Raw genomic sequence first — 14,961 nt, forward strand, 5'->3', positions numbered from 1 at the left:
CGGCGCACCCACATGCACAGATCCTGGAACAGGGCCAACTGGACGAAAATGTGACGGATGGGGACAATCGCCAGCAGGGCTTCCCAGTACCGGACATGCAAAACCCCGGTCGTGTGATCGACTCGCACGCGAGTTACAGGGACGGCTCCGGGGTGTTGACTCCAGAGTAGAGGACTACGGAGACCATGGGCAACGACTACGAGCATCTCCGCGCGCACCTCAGCGAGCCCCGCTTGCACCTGTACCTCACCGCAACCGCTCACCGGCCCGACGAGGCGCTCGCCCTCTACGAGTGGAACGCACGTCTCGCAGCATCCTTCTTCGTCGACCTCGGCCACCTCGAGGTAGCCCTACGGAACGCACTGGACACCCGGATGACGCTCCGCCATGCATCCCGCCAGCTCGACGGCACTTGGATCGACGACCCCGCAGGCGAGCTCGGCCGGGACTTGACAGGGACGGGCCGGCACAGCCAGCCCTACCGGGACATCGCTACAGCCCGCACCCGTGTGAGGGCGAACCAGAAGCCCTTCAGTCATGCACAGGTCCTGTCCGAGACCAGCTTCGGCCTCTGGCACCAGCTGGTGTCGAAGCGATGGACGAACATCTGGCCAGACCTCGCCGATGCGTTCCCACACGCACCTGACCGCGCCCGAGACACCGTTGCCGACCCGGTCGCACGGCTCCGGGACCTGCGGAACCGCATCAGCCACCATCATCGAGTCTGGTCACAGCCATGCTCTGAGCTGCACGTGGACCTGCTCGCTGTCGCCGGGTACATCTCGCCTCATCTCGCCACCTGGATCACCGACAGGTCGGCCGTTCCCGACCTCTTGAAGCAGCGGCAGCCAGGGATACCGCTCACCAGTGCGCTATGAAGCTGCGCCACAGCCCGGCGAGGGGGCGCGGCTAAGGACCTGTCGCCCCGCAGGAGGAGACGCAGTCGCGCGCCTAGGCTGCTCAGATGAGCGACGGCGCCCAGACGACCCACGAGGCCCACGAGACCGACGAGGCGAGGGCGCTGCACGTCGTCCGTGGGCTGGGTGCTCGCCCGACCACGGTCCTGAGACTCTCAGGCGGGGCGATGAACTCCGTGCTGCGGGTGGTCGGTGACGGCACCGACTGGGTGGTCCGCTCCCCTCTCGACCTCACGCGACCCGACGTCTTCCCCTCGAGCGCTGGGCGTCTCAGGCTGCCGGGGCCTGCGGGGTCCCGGTCCCCGAGGTGCTGCACGTCGGGACCTCGGGCGGCGTGCCCGTGACGGTCTCGCGCTACGTCGAGCCGGACCCGGAGGATCCGCTGCGTCCCTGGTGGTGGCTCGGTCGGCATGCCACCGCGCTGGCAGGTGCGCGGCTCGACGACGCACCGGACGCGCTGTTCTCGCGGTTCGGGCGTGATCTGGACCGTGCGTGGCGCGAGCACCTGGCCTACAACCTGGCGTTCCTGTCGCCCGACGACCACCTGCTGGCCGACGGCGGGTACGGCGCGCAGGACCTCGAGACGCTCCGTGCGTGGGTCCGTGACCTGCAAGGCCTCGATGTCGAGCACGGACTCGTCCACGGCGATCTCGCACCGCGCAACCTCGTGTCGCGAGGACTGCACGCGGCACCGGTCCTGCTCGACTGGGGGTCGGCGACCTCGGGCCCGGAACCGTGGGACAGCCTGCAGCGGGCCTACCAGGCCTCCGTCGTCGAGGGCGAGATCCCGTGGTCTGCTGTCGTCGACCTCGCCGAGGGGATGGGGACGGTGCTCGACGACGCTGCCGAGCTCACGCTGCGCAGGCTCACCGCGCTGCGGCTGCTCGACCTCGTCCGGTGGGCCCGGGACCGGCGCCCCGACCTCTACGCGTCGTACAGGGAGGCGTGCGCGACCGGGCTCACGACGCTCTGGTCGCTCGAGCCGCGGTGAGCCGTCCGCAGCGGTCCGCCGACGCACGTCGACGGACCGTCGGGCACGCCGCGGGGCTGGCACGTCGGGCGTGGACGCACGCGTGGCCCTACCGTCCGGGTATGGACCTGCACACACGAGAACGGGCGCACCTGTCGGGGTGGACGTCGCACCTGATGCGCGCGCTCGGCATCCGCGGGAACCACCACAGCACAGCCCTGCAGATCCCCTTCGCCCTCATCTACCTGCCGCTCACGGCATGGTTGCTGCTCACGGTCCCGGTGGTCGTGCCCGTGCTCGGGTGGGGCGGGGTGCTGCTGGTGGTGCTGGTGAGCGCCGCGGCATGGGCGACCCAGGACCGGCCCACACCGCCGTGGGCCCCGGCCGCGCTGTGCGCAGCCGACCTGATCGGTCTGGGCGCGGCGGTCGTCGCCCTCGACGCCAAGGGGGTCATGCTCACGACCCTGGCGCTGCTCCCGTGCTTGTGGCTGGCGCAGGCCTACCTGTGGCGGGGTGCGGCGTGGGCCGTCGTCGGGACCTTCGTGCTGAGCGGGACGGCGTCGTGGATGGACTCCAGGACACAGGGGTTCACCGACTGGCCCTCCCCGCTCGTCCTGCCGCTGCTCACGGCGGCCATGGTGTCGGCCTGCGCGATCATCACCGAGCACTGGGAGGTCCAGCGGCACAGGCTGCGCCAGGAGCAGACACGCCTGGACGAGTCGCTGACCGAGCGCACCACGACGACAGTCCTGCTGCAGGCGATGCTGGCCTCGCTCGACTCGGCCGTCGTGGCCTTCGGCACAGACGGCGAGATCTTGCTGTCGAACACCCCCGAGAACGACCTCTACGCACTCACCTGGGCCGGGGACGTCGGCGAGGGCGAGCGGCTGGTCTTCGAGGAGGACGGCGTCACCCCCCTGCCCTTCGACCTGTTCCCCTCGGAGCTCGCCCGGCGCGGGGAGGTCGTCTCCGAGCACCTCATGTGGTTCGGCCGCCCCAGCGAAGGGCAGCGCGCCGTGCTCGCCACCTCGCGCCCGATGCTCGACGCCGAGCAGCACAGCCACGGGGTCATGGTCGTCTACCACGACGTGACGGCCGTGGTGAGCGCGATGCGCGTCAAGGACGAGTTCGTCGCGACGGTCTCCCACGAGCTCCGGACCCCACTGACCTCGATCATGGGATACCTCGAGCTGATCCGCGGCGACCACGAGGACCAGACCAGCCTCCTGCCTGACGAGACGTTGTCCTACCTGGGTGTCGTCGACCGCAACGCCGAGCACCTGCTGGCTCTCGTCTCCGACCTGCTCACCACGGCCCAGACGACGGCCGGGACCGTGCAGATCTCCCGGACCCAGGTCGACCTCGAGCGCCTCGTCGCTCGGTCCGTCGAGTCCACGACGCCGCGGTTCGCCGCCGCCGGGGTCGGCCTGGAGCACACGGCGCAGGCCTCCCCTGCGGTCCACGTCGACGCACGCCGCATCTCGCAGGTCCTCGACAACCTGCTGTCCAACGCCCTGAAGTACACGCCGCGAGGGGGCACGGTCACGGTCAGCACGCTCGTCGAGGCCCGGGCGTGCGCGATCGTCGTCTCCGACTCGGGGATCGGCATGAGCAGGACCGACCTCGACCACGTGTTCGAGAAGTTCCACAGGGCCCAGAGCGCGACCTCTCGGCAGATCCCCGGCATCGGGCTCGGCCTGGCGATCACCAAGTCGATCGTCGACGCCCACGGCGGGACCATCACCATGACGAGCACCCTCGGCAAGGGGACGACCGTCACCGTCTGGTTGCCCAGGGCTGAGGCCGCCGACGAGCGCACGCACGGCGCCGCCGCCGCCGCAGAGCATCTCGCCTGAGCCGCACAGGAGGACGGCCTCCCGGCGGCTTCTCGTGACCCGGGTCAGCCCCGCGGAGCCTCCCTGACCTGGGTCAGCCCTGCTCGGCCTCGTGCTCGGCCACCAGCGCGACGACGCGGGCGATCACCTGCTCGTCCTCGTCGTGCTGGACCGAGCCGATGAGCGCGTGGAGGTAGAGACCGTCGCCGACCAGCTGGACGAGGCGCGCGAGGACCGGGTCGTCGATCCGCCGGGCGATGACCTCGTACCAGTACTCGAAGGACTCGACGAGGGCTCCTTCGACGTCGACCTCCTGGACGCCGGCGAGGCGCAGCGCGGCGAGCACCGACCGCGTCGACGGGTCGGTCGCGACGGAGGACACGTCGAGGTACGCGGCGACGACCCCCTCGGGGGCTGTCAGCGTCCCGTCGGCCTCGGCTCTGGACTCGACGAGCAGCCTGTCGAGGAACCCCTGGTACAGGGCCTCCTTCGACCCGAAGTGGTACAGCAGCCCGCCCTTGGACACACCGGCCGCCGCGGCGACGGCCTCGAGGGTCGCTGCCGAGGAGCCTCCCTCGAGCAGGAGGGTCTCGAGAGCGTCGAGGACGACCTCACGGGTGGGCTTGGAGCGGTCGGGCCGAGTGGACATGGTCACAGTCTAGACGCGGTGTACCGTCCAGCCGGTACAGTAACGCTCGGCCCTACGACCGAGGAGGCGAGACCATGGCTGACACCCCGTCGCTGCACCGTCACGACACCACCGACCCCAGCACCACCCGTACCGCCGCGAGCGCGGGCACCGCGCAGAAGACCGCACCGAGCGCACCCCGCGCCGGGCGCCGAGCCTGGTTCGGCCTCGCCGCCCTCATGCTCCCCGTGCTGCTCGTCAGCATCGACAACACCGTGCTGTCCTTCGCGATCCCCCAGCTCAGCCAGGCGCTCTCACCGTCGGCGAGCCAGCTGTTGTGGATCGTCGACATCTACCCGCTGATCCTCGCCGGGCTGCTCGTCACCATGGGCACGCTCGGCGACCGTGTCGGGCGGCGCCGGCTGCTGCTCGTCGGCGCGACGGGCTTCGGCCTCGTCAGCGTGTACGCGGCCTTCGCCGGGGACGCCACGCACCTCATCGCGGCACGCGCGCTGCTCGGGCTCTTCGGCGCGACCCTCATGCCGTCGACCCTCGCGCTGCTGCGCAACCTCTTCCTCGACGACAACCAGCGTCGCCTCGCGATCGCCATCTGGGCGTCCGCCTTCTCGGCCGGTTCTGCGCTCGGCCCGATCGTCGGCGGCTGGCTGCTCGAGCACTTCTGGTGGGGGTCCATCTTCCTCATCAACGTGCCCGTGCTCGTCGTGCTGCTCGTCGTCGCGCCGTTCGTGCTGCCCGAGTCCCGCAACCCTGGCTCCGCGCGGCTCGACCCGCTCAGCGTCGTGCTCTCCGTCGTCTCGATGCTGCCCTTCGTCTTCGGCATCAAGAAGCTCGCCTCCGACGGCCTCAGCCCGCTCGGCGTCGCGTCGCTGCTGCTCGGCGTGGCCCTGGGTGTGCTGTTCGTGCGTCGTCAGACGCGCTCGAGCTCCCCGCTGCTCGAGGTCGGGCTGTTCAAGAACCGCGTGTTCTCCGCCTCGGTCCTCGCCAACTTCATGGCCGTCTTCTCGATCTCCGGGCTCATCTTCTTCGTGTCGCAGTACCTCCAGCTCGTCCTCGAGCTGTCGCCGATGGAGGCTGGTCTCTACCTGCTCCCCGGTGCTGCCGCGACGGTGGCCATGGGGCTGGCAGCCGTGGCCCTCGCCCGCATCGCGCCGATCTGGTTGCTCATCCCCGTCGGGCTGCTGCTCGCGACCCTCGGCTACCTGCTCGGCACCACGCTGACGGGGTCGTCCTCGGTCGGGGTGATCGTCGTGATCTTCGTGCTGGTCGGCGGCGGTGCGGGTCTCGCCGAGACGCTCACGAACGACGCGATCCTCGCCTCGGTCCCGCCCGAGCGCGCCGGGGCGGCCTCGGGGATCTCCGAGACGGCCTACGAGCTCGGTGCCTCGCTCGGCGTCGCGATCCTCGGCAGCGTCCTCGCGGCGGTCTACCGCACACGGCTCGAGCTGCCCGCGGGTCTCGACCCGGCTGTCGCCGACCAGGCACGGGAGACCCTCGGGGGTGCCGTGAGCGCGGCCGACGGTCTGCCCGCCGGTCAGGCCGACGCGCTGCTCGAGGCCGCGAAGGCGGCCTTCGCGCACGGGGTCGACCTCACCTCGGCGATCGGCGCCGTGCTGGCCTTCCTCACCGCTGTGGTCATCGGGGTCGCGCTGCGAGCAGCGCACCGGGCCACCCGCCGGACCGCGGACCAGGGCACGCTCGTCGACGCCTGACGCAGGACCAGGCACGGCACCCTCGCGAGGGCGACGGACACCCGCACCGGGTGACCGTCGCCCTCTCTGCCATCCGCCGGGCAGGCTCCTGACGTGCTGAGCAAGTTCGGAGAAGACGCCCCGCCCCGGCGCTCCTAGCCTGGGAGCACACCACCCGCACCGCTCGGCCCACGGGTGGTCCCGGGGGCGGCCGTCCTCGGGAGGCCTCAACGAGGAGCACACCATGCCTGCACGGGACCGCGCGCCGCTCGGCGCACCGATCTGGATCGACCTGTCCAGCGCCGACACCGCGAAGGCGATCGAGTTCTACGGCGCCCTCTTCGGCTGGGAGGCCTTCGTCGGACCGCCCGAGTACGGCGGCTACGTGACGTTCTCGAAGGACGGGGCGCGGATCGCCGGGATGATGCAGAACCCCGCGGGGTCCGGATTCCCCGACGGGTGGGGCACGTTCTTCGCGGTCTCCGACACCGGGGCGACCATCGCGGCGGTCGAGGACAACGGCGGACGCGTGATCGTCGAGCCGATGACCGTCGACGTGCAGGGCACCATGGCGGTGTTCCTCGACAGCACCGGGACCATGTTCTCGACGTGGCAGCCCGGGGACAACAGCGGGTTCCAGCTCGCACGCGAGCACGGAGCCCCCGCCTGGCACGAGCTCATCACCCGCGACTACGCCGCGGCGCTCGGCTTCTACACGACGGTCTTCGGCTGGGAGGTCGCAGTCCAGGGCGACACCGACGACTTCCGCTACAGCATGAACGTCGTCGACGGCCACGAGGAGTCCGGGATGATGGACGGCTCGAGATTCTTGCCCGAGGGTGTCCCCGCCTCGTGGGCCGTGTACTTCGGGAGCGACGACGTCGACGCGACCGTCGCGCTGGCGGTCGAGCACGGCGGGAGCGTCGTGGACGAGCCCGAGGACACCCCCTACGGGCGCCTCGCGACGCTCGCCGACCCGACGGGGGCGACCTTCAAGCTGCTCGGCGTCAGGCCCGAGCAGGGCTGACCGGGCTGACAGGGCTGACAGCACCGAAGCGGCTGGGCACCACGGTGCTCAGCCGCGGTCTGCCGGGTCGAGCTCGGTCCAGACCACCGTGAAGTCGTCGGCGAGCTCGACCTCGAGCTCGTCTCCGTCCTCGAGGAGCACGTCCACCTCGAAGGCGTGGTCGGCGTCGTCGGAGCGGTCGACGTCGGTCACCGTGCCGCCGCCCGCCTCCGCGAGCGCGGCGTCGGTCGCGGAGGCGACCTCGGCGTCGGTCAGCGGGACGTCGTCGACGTCGCGGCGCTCGCGCTGGTCGTCGTCGCGAGAGCCGTCGCCGGTCGCGACCGAGGGCTGCCCGTCGTCGTCGCGGTCGTCGCTGCGGTAGTCAGAGCCGCGGGAGTCGCGGTCGTCGTCGCTGCGGTAGTCGTCATCGCGGTAGTCGTCCGCCCGACGCTCGTCGTCGCGGTCGTCCCTGTCGAGGTCGTCCACCCGACGCTCGTCGGAGGCGCTCCACGAGCTGTCGTCGTCGTCGCCCAGCTCGTCGACCGCGTAGGCCACACCGGCACCGCCGGCCACGAGGGCGACCACGGCCGCGGCGACCCACACGGGCTTGCGGCGCCACGCGGCGGTCTTGGCCACGGGCGGAGCGGTCGCGGCCGGGCCCGCCGGCGCTGGCGTCGCGGCAGGCTGCGCGGCGTGCGGCTGGGGAGCGGCCGAGGCAGACGGCAGCGTGGTCGGCGCTGGTGGCGTCGTCTCGACAGCGGCCGTCCGGTCGTCCTGACCGGGGTTCTGGGGGGTCTCGGGGTTCTCGGGGGTGCGGTTCGTGTCCATGCCCGCAGTCTGCCGAGGGGGTGCTGAAGCCAGCCTGAAGCGAGCTGCAGCAGGCTGGACGAGCGGCGACCTACGGCTCGCTGCCGGGCTGCGCGCTACCAGGCTGCGCGCTACCCACGGTCCCGAGCAGCGCGTCGGTGAGCGGGTCTGCGGTGCTGGCGCCTGCCGCCACGTACCGGAGCAGAGTCTGGAGGTCGGGCGCGACGACCGTGACCTCCTCGAGCTCGGGTTCTCCCCCGCGGACCACCTGACCGTCAGGTGCGATCGCCAGGTACTCGTGCCCGTCGCGCACCGACAGCAGGATCGGGAGATGACCGGCCCAGAACCCGTCGACGGCAGCGCGCTCGGCTGGTCCGGACGCTGCCGCGAGGCTCTCGTGCCTGAAGGCGTCCCACGGGAAGGCCTCGTCGCTGATGCCGACCCCACCGGCGTAGTCCTGCGCCGAGAGGAACCACACGGTGTCGTCTGGGCTGGCGAGCACCGAGAACGAGCGCACCCACGCGAGGAGCTGGTCGTCCGCGCCGACCAGCGGAGGGGGAACCTCGGCGGCACCCGACCACAGCGGTTCGTCACGGACCCATCCCGCGGTCAGGAGCGTGGCAGTCGCGTCGAGGTGGAGGCCCATGGCCACATGCTAGGCGGGAGGCGCGACGCCAGGCAGCGTCACCACGAAGCGCGCCCCGCCCGCCGTGCCGGTCTCGACCTCGACGCTCCCGCCGTGCAGCCTGACGGCGTCGGAGACGATCGCGAGCCCGAGCCCTGAGCCGCCGTCGTCGCGGGCACGTGCCTCGTCGAGCCTCACGAACCTCTCGAAGACCCGTCCGCGGTCCTGCGGCGCGATGCCCGCGCCGTCGTCCTCGACCACCAGCCGGACCCGGCCGTGCGCCTCCGACGAGGAGATCGTCAAGGTCGACCGGGCGTGCCTGACGGCGTTGTCCACGAGGTTGCGCACCACCCGCGCGAGGATCGTCTCGTCCCCCTGCACCTGGGCAGCGCTGATCCCCGAGGCGTCGACCCGGACCACGCCGAGCGCCCGGACCCTGGAGGCCTCGGCGAGCAGCAGGTCGTCGAGGTCGACCGCCCTGCCTACCCCGTGCCGCGAGCGCTCGTCGAGCCTGGCCAGCAGCAGCAGGGAGTCGACGAGGTCCTGGACGCGCGCCCCCTCGGCGAGGACCGTCCCGGCGAGCTCGGTCACCTCGACGCGGTCGGGGTGCGCGACGGCCACCTCGGCGTACTGGCGCATCGAGGTGAGCGGTGAGCGCAGCTCGTGGGAGGCGTCGGAGACGAACCTGCGCTGGGCCGCCTGGGCGCGGTCGAGGCGGGCGAGCATCTCGTTCATCGTCTCGGCGAGACGGCTCACCTCGTCGCCCGCCGGCGACACCTCGACCCGCCTGTGCAGCTCGTCGGCCTCGAGCCCGGCGACCTCGCGGCGGATCTGCTCGACGGGTGCCAGGGCCCTGCCGACGACCACCCGGGTGGTGACCGCGACCAGCACGACGAGGACCACGACGGCGACGGCGAGCAGCGCCGCGACTGTGCTCACGGCGTCGTCCACGTCGTCGAGGGACCTCCCGGCGAGGACCCTGAGCTCGTGACCGTCGACCTCGACGTCCTCGGCGGCGAAGAGCACGTGCTCGTCGTCGACCGTCGCGTCGACGGTGTCGCCCGACGGGACCGGCGAGGGCAGCTCGATCTCGTCGTCGCTGCTCTCGAGCACCTGCCCGTCCGCGTCGACGAGCACGAGGAGCTGGTCGTCAGACTCGGGCAGGCGGACCGTCCCCGACTGCTCGACGCGCGCCGCGGCGACCTCGGCCTCGGAGGACGCGCTCTGCGCGACGCCGCCGTGCAGGGAGACCGAGAGCAGCGCGACGAAGACGAAGGACCCGACGACGAGGAACAGACCGACGACGAGCGCCGCCCCGAGCGCTGCGCGGGCGCGCACCGCGCGCCACGGGCGTCGTCGGCTGCGCCCCACCATCTGCTCACCCACGGCTGAGCCTGTACCCGGAGCCGCGCAGCGTCTCGATCGACGCACGGCCGAAGGGCCTGTCGACCTTGTTGCGCAGGTGCCGCACGTAGACCTCGACGATGTTGGGGTCGCCCTCGAAGTCCACGTCCCAGACGTTCTCGAGCACCTGCCGCTTCGAGACGACGTCGCCCACGTTCCGCATGAGGTAGTCCAGGACGGCGAGCTCGCGCGAGGTGAGCTCGATCTCGGTGCCGCCGCGCTGGACGCGCTTGGTCGCCGGGTCGAGCCGCAGGTCGCCCGCCTCGAGCACGACGGGCCGCTCACGGACGCCGCGCCGGACGAGGGACCGCAGCCGGGCGACGAGCACCGCATACGAGAAGGGCTTGCTGAGGAAGTCGTCGGCGCCGGTGTCGAGGGCCTCGACCTCGTCCCACTCGCCGTCCTTGGCGGTCAGCATGAGGATCGGGGTCCAGTCCCCCTCGGCCCGCAGCCTCTCGCACACCGTGTACCCGTTCATGCCGGGCATCATGATGTCGAGGACGATCGCGTCGTAGCTGTGCTCCTGGGCCATCCACAGCCCGTCGACACCGTTCGCCGCCACGTCGACCGCGAAGCCCTCCGCCTCGAGCCCGCGCCGCACGCCGTCGAGCAGCCGAGCCTCGTCGTCCACCACCAAGATCCGCATCTGGGCCACACCTCCGGTCCACAGTGTGCCGGGTCCGGGCTGAAGGTCGGCTGAAGGCATGACGACGGGCACTGCCGCGAGCGCGACCGCTGTCGACACAGCCCTCTCTGGGCGTGATGCCCGTCCTGTCTCCCCCAGACAGGTGAGAAGAGAACCCCCAGACGGGCGACGCCCTGTCGCCACCTCGCAGACAGGCTGGAGGGAGCCCGCCTCGACCAGAGCTCGGGTCTGTCGTCTGAGAGGACCCTCATGGCTCGCCTGCTCTTCAGGCTGGGAGCGTTCAGCGCCCGGCACCGTCGTCTGCTCCTGGTCGTCTGGCTGGTCGTCCTCGTCGGCCTCGGAGCCGTCGCTGCGACCAGTGCGCAGCTGACCGACGAGGAGGGGCTGCCCGAGACCGAGTCAGGGCGGGCTCTCGACATCGTCGACGAGCGGTTCACGGCCCCCGGGGCCGACGACACCTCGGAGCTCCAGCTCGTCCTCGTCGCGGACGACATCACGACAGGCGACGCCGCGGCTGCCGTCGAGTCTCTCGTCGCACAGGCCCGCGCGCTGCCGTCCGTCGCGACCGTCGGCGACCCCCTCGACCCCTCCGCCCCGGCGGTCTCCCCCGACCTCACGACGGCGATCGTGCCGATCGGCTTCTCCGGGCTGTCGGACGCGGAGGCCGAAGAGGCCCAGCACGCCGTCGAGGCGCTGGCCGCCTCGGCCAGGTCTGCTGGTCTGACCGCTGAGGTCGGCGGGTCGGTCTACGTCGAGCCCGTCGAGCTGGTCGGGCCGACCGAGGCCGTCGGCGCGGCGATCGCCTTCCTCGTCCTGCTGCTCACCTACGGCTCGCTCGTCGCCGCGGGGGCCAACATGCTCGTCGCGCTGCTCGGTGTGCTCGTCGGGACGCTCGGCGTCTTCGCCTTCTCCGCAGCGGCGCCGATCGGGTCGATCACGCCGATCCTCGCGATCATGCTCGGGCTCGCCGTGGGCATCGACTACGGGCTCTTCGTCCTGGCCAGGTTCAGGTCCGAGCTGCGCGAGGGGCGGGCCGTCGACGACGCCGTGAGCCACGCCGTGGGGACCGCCGGCACCTCGGTCGTCTTCGCAGGGTCGACCGTGGTCATCGCGCTCGTCGGGCTGTCCGTGGTCGGCATCCCGACGGTCACCGAGATGGGCCTCGCCGCGGCCTTCGCCGTCCTGGTCGCCGTGCTCGTGGCACTCACGCTGCTGCCCGGCCTCATGTCGTGGGCGGGCCGCCGGGTCCTCCCGCGGTCCGAGCGGAACGCACCTCTGCCCGGCGCGACCACGACCAGCAGTCCCGCGCGGCGCGGGCTCCTCGAACGGTGGGGTCACGGTGTCGTGAGGCGTCCTCTCCTCGCGCTCGTCCCGACCGTCGTCCTGCTCGTCGTGCTCGCCGTGCCTGTGCTCTCCCTCCAGACAGCCCTCAAGACACCCGGTGGCAGCGACCCGGCCTCGACCGAGCGGGCCGCCTACGACCTCGTCGCCGAGGCCTTCGGGCCGGGTGCGCAGAGCCCGCTCGTGGTGCTCGTCGAGCCCGACGGCGCCGACCTCGCGACGGCGCTCCCCCAGGTCGAGACGATGCTGGCGGGGCTCGACGGAGCAGCCTCGGTCGCAGACGCGCAGACCGCCCCGGACGGGAGCGCGGCGATCGTCACGGTGGTCCCCGCGACGGGTCCCCTCGACCCCGCGACCGAGGACCTCGTCGCCGCGATCCGCGCCACAGGCGTCGACGGCGTGCAGCTGTCGGTCACCGGGACGACGGCCTTCGGCCTCGACATCGACGCGCTCCTCTCGACGGCCCTGGTGACCTATCTCCTCGTGATCGTCGGCCTCTCCCTCGTGCTGCTCGTGCTGCTCTTCAGGTCGGTCTTGGTCCCCGTGGTCGCCACGGCCGGGTTCTTGCTGTCCTTCGGCGCAGGTCTCGGCGTGATGGTCGCGGTGTTCCAGTGGGGCTGGCTCGACGCGCTGATCCAGGCACCTCAGGGCGACCCCGTGCCGTCGCTCCTGCCGATCCTCGTGGTGGGGATCCTCTTCGGCCTCGCGATGGACTACCAGGTGTTCCTCGTGTCCCGCATGCACGAGGCGCACCGCAAGGGCATGGCACCAGCCGACGCCGTCGTCGACGGGTTCCGGCGCAGCGCCGGGGTCGTGGCCGCGGCGGCGACCATCATGACCGCCGTCTTCGGCGGCTTCGCCCTCGGGCTGGACCCGCTCGTCGGCTCGATCGCCCTCGCCCTCACGGTCGGGGTGCTGGCCGACGCCTTCCTCGTCCGGATGATCGTCGTCCCGGCAGTCCTCGCGCTGCTCGGCGAGTCCGCGTGGTGGCTGCCCCGCTGGCTCGGTCGGGTGCTGCCCGACCTCGACACCGAGGGGCGCTCCCTCGAGGAGCCTGGTGACGCGTCTGGCACCACGGGGGCTCGCCGAGCCCGACCCGACAGCCTGTCGTGGCAGGAGGTGGGAGGGTAGTGCCCGTGCCGAGATCGACGCCCCGCGGAGCAGCCCTGCCCCAGATCCGCCCGACCCGGTTCTGGGAGGGCGTCCTCGACGTCGTGAGCGTCATCGCCGTGGTGTCCGCCGTCGGGCGCGCCGAGCCCGTCCCGCCCGGGGCGCTCGCCGCCCTCGGCGTCGCGGCGGTCGGGCTCGTGCTCCGGCGCCGCCAGCCGGCCCTCGCCCTCGTGCTCGTCACGGCCGCGAGCGCCGTCGGCGGCTTCGGCTGGCCCGAGGCGACCTGGGCGACCTTGGCTCTGTGGGTGATGGCCCAGACCTGCCTCTTCAGCGTCGCGCTGCGCAGCGACCGACGGGTCGCTGCGGGGGCGGCCTGTGCGCTCGCCGTCACGCTCGTCGGGCAGAGCGTCCTCGCCCAGTCGAACTCGGTCGTCGACCTGCTGACCTTCGCGCTCCTCACCTGGACCGCCGCCGTGCTCGGCGCCGGGCTGGCCGTCCGGGCGCAGCGCGACCACGTCGCTGCCCTCGAGGCGGCACGGCGCGCCGAGGCGAGGGACCGCGAGCGCGAGGTCGGCCGGCGGCTGACCCAAGAACGCCTGCGGATCGCCCGCGACCTGCACGACGCCGTCGCGCACACGGTCGCGGTGATCGCGATCCACGCCGGTGCGGCCGAGCGGAACCTGCGCTCCTCCCCCGACGACGCGGCGGCCTCGCTCGGTGCGATCCGGACCGCCGCGCGGACCGTCGTGGGCGAGATGCAGCAGGTCCTCACCGTCCTGCGCGAGGAGGGCGGCACAGGTGCTGACACGACAGTGCCCGGCATGGCCGCGGTCCCCGACCTCGTGAGGTCGGTCCGGGCCTCTGGCGTCCGGGTCTCCTACGCGGAGCAGGTCGGTCCCGGGGACCTCCCGCAGGCCGTCGACGTGACCGTCTACAGGGTGCTGCAGGAGGCTCTCACCAACGCGGTCCGGTACGGAGACGGCTCGGTCGACGTGAGCGTCAGCCAGCACGAGACGCTGCTGTCCGTGCGCGTGACGAACGGCCGGGACCACGCCTGGCCCGGTGCGGCAGACCCCGGCTCGGCCAGCACGGGCTTCGGCCTCGTGGGGATGCAGGAGCGTGTGTCCGCAGCCGGGGGGCGCCTGCGTGTCGAGGACACCCCGCACAGCTTCGAGGTCGTCGTCGACCTCCCGACCGAGAGCACGAGGCAGACCGCATGACCGGGCCAGCAGCAGGCACCCACCGACGCGCCACGGTGCTGGTGGTCGACGACCAGGCGATGATCCGGGCCGGGATCCGCGGGATCCTGCAGACCGTCGACGACCTCGAGGTGGTCGGGGAGGCCGCCGACGGCGAGGCCGGCGTGCAGATGTGCGTGGCCCTGCGCCCGGACGTCGTCCTCATGGACCTGCGCATGCCCGTCCTCGACGGGACCGCCGCGGTCCGGGCGATCCGCGCCCGGCCCGATCTCGCCGGGACGCGGGTGCTGGTCCTGACGACCTTCGACGACGACCCCGACGTCCTCGGCGCGGTCCAGGCCGGGGCCGACGGGTTCCTCAGCAAGGTGGCCGAGCCCTCGGAGCTCGTCGAGGCGATGCGCCGCGTCGCGTCGGGCGGGGTGTCGCTCTCGCAGACCGCCGCCCGGGCCGTCGTCCAGCACGTCGCCCGGGTCCCCGCCCCGCAGCCCGTCGACCCGGACGTCGAGCGACGCGTCGCGAGCCTCACCCCCCGCGAGCGCACGATCGTCGAGCACGCCGCCGCTGGCCTGGACAACCTGCAGATCGCCCGGGAGCTCCACATCTCGCCGCACACCGTCAAGACGCACCTCGGGCACGCCATGTCCAAGCTCGACGTGCGCGACCGCACGCAGATGGTGGTCCTCGCCTTCCGTGCGGGGCTCGCCGAGCGCGGCTGAGGCGAGCACGGCTGAGGTGAGCATGGCTGAGGCGAGCGGGGGGGCAGC

General features: G+C 72.2%; 13 protein-coding genes. 8 read left to right on the forward strand and 5 right to left on the reverse strand.

What is annotated here, in order from left to right; genetic code table 11:
• The first annotated feature begins 185 nt into the window (after positions 1–185).
• The 3 genes from ASG53_RS13535 to ASG53_RS13550 all read left to right on the forward strand — a co-directional run bounded on the left by ASG53_RS13535 (position 186) and on the right by ASG53_RS13550 (position 3,743).
• Positions 186–878, forward strand: a complete 693-nt coding sequence (locus ASG53_RS13535; RefSeq protein WP_056134410.1) for an Abi family protein — start codon at positions 186–188, stop codon at positions 876–878.
• A gap of 244 nt (positions 879–1,122) precedes the next feature.
• Positions 1,123–1,908, forward strand: a complete 786-nt coding sequence (locus ASG53_RS13545; RefSeq protein ID WP_082544074.1) for a phosphotransferase family protein — start codon at positions 1,123–1,125, stop codon at positions 1,906–1,908.
• Between the two features lie 101 nt (positions 1,909–2,009).
• Positions 2,010–3,743: a sensor histidine kinase gene (locus tag ASG53_RS13550; RefSeq protein ID WP_056134419.1), complete on the forward strand. Its 1,734-nt coding sequence runs from the start codon at positions 2,010–2,012 to the stop codon at positions 3,741–3,743.
• A 73-nt stretch (positions 3,744–3,816) separates the two neighbouring features.
• Here ASG53_RS13550 and ASG53_RS13555 read toward each other — a convergent pair whose 3' ends face one another.
• Positions 3,817–4,371 carry a TetR family transcriptional regulator gene (locus tag ASG53_RS13555; protein WP_056134423.1) on the reverse strand — a complete coding sequence of 185 codons (555 nt, stop codon included), beginning with the start codon at positions 4,369–4,371 and terminating at the stop codon, positions 3,817–3,819.
• A 74-nt stretch (positions 4,372–4,445) separates the two neighbouring features.
• Between ASG53_RS13555 and ASG53_RS13560 the strand changes: the two genes are divergently transcribed.
• Both ASG53_RS13560 and ASG53_RS13565 read left to right on the forward strand, forming a co-directional pair.
• Positions 4,446–6,080, forward strand: a complete 1,635-nt coding sequence (locus ASG53_RS13560) for an MFS transporter (protein ID WP_056134426.1) — start codon at positions 4,446–4,448, stop codon at positions 6,078–6,080.
• A gap of 223 nt (positions 6,081–6,303) precedes the next feature.
• Positions 6,304–7,086 carry a VOC family protein gene (locus ASG53_RS13565; protein WP_056134429.1) on the forward strand — a complete coding sequence of 261 codons (783 nt, stop codon included), beginning with the start codon at positions 6,304–6,306 and terminating at the stop codon, positions 7,084–7,086.
• Between the two features lie 48 nt (positions 7,087–7,134).
• Here the strand turns inward: ASG53_RS13565 and ASG53_RS13570 are convergent, their stop codons facing one another.
• From ASG53_RS13570 to ASG53_RS13585, 4 genes are all read right to left on the reverse strand, one after another.
• The gene (locus tag ASG53_RS13570; RefSeq protein WP_056134432.1) at positions 7,135–7,893 is read right to left on the reverse strand and encodes a hypothetical protein; all 759 of its coding nucleotides are present in this window, start codon (positions 7,891–7,893) and stop codon (positions 7,135–7,137) included.
• 70 nt (positions 7,894–7,963) lie between these two features.
• A complete protein-coding gene (locus ASG53_RS13575; protein WP_056134434.1) occupies positions 7,964–8,518 on the reverse strand; it encodes a hypothetical protein in 555 nt (184 codons plus the stop codon).
• Positions 8,519–8,527: 9 nt separating this feature from the next.
• Complete coding sequence (locus ASG53_RS13580; protein ID WP_235533944.1) at positions 8,528–9,883, reverse strand: sensor histidine kinase; 1,356 nt, start codon at positions 9,881–9,883, stop codon at positions 8,528–8,530.
• Entirely contained in the window at positions 9,876–10,547 is a 672-nt protein-coding gene (locus ASG53_RS13585; protein ID WP_056136293.1) for a response regulator transcription factor, read from the reverse strand. Before ASG53_RS13585 ends, ASG53_RS13580 begins: the two co-directional genes overlap by 8 nt.
• Positions 10,548–10,796: 249 nt before the next feature.
• On the opposite strand from ASG53_RS13585, the gene ASG53_RS13590 reads away from it, so the two are divergent.
• The 3 genes from ASG53_RS13590 to ASG53_RS13600 are packed head-to-tail and all read left to right on the forward strand — an operon-like array spanning position 10,797 to position 14,913.
• On the forward strand, positions 10,797–13,019 hold the full coding sequence (locus tag ASG53_RS13590; protein ID WP_082544075.1) for an MMPL family transporter: 2,223 nt from the start codon (positions 10,797–10,799) through the stop codon (positions 13,017–13,019).
• Positions 13,020–13,024: 5 nt separating this feature from the next.
• Positions 13,025–14,218, forward strand: coding sequence for a sensor histidine kinase (locus ASG53_RS13595; protein ID WP_156382812.1), 1,194 nt, complete (start codon positions 13,025–13,027; stop codon positions 14,216–14,218).
• The gene (locus tag ASG53_RS13600; protein WP_056134442.1) at positions 14,215–14,913 is read left to right on the forward strand and encodes a response regulator; all 699 of its coding nucleotides are present in this window, start codon (positions 14,215–14,217) and stop codon (positions 14,911–14,913) included. The genes ASG53_RS13595 and ASG53_RS13600 overlap by 4 nt, the downstream gene beginning before the upstream one ends.
• The last annotated feature ends 48 nt before the right edge of the window (positions 14,914–14,961 follow it).

The sequence above is a fragment of the Sanguibacter sp. Leaf3 genome (assembly GCF_001425965.1).
In the GTDB taxonomy this organism is placed as follows: Bacteria; Actinomycetota; Actinomycetes; order Actinomycetales; family Cellulomonadaceae; genus Sanguibacter; species Sanguibacter inulinus.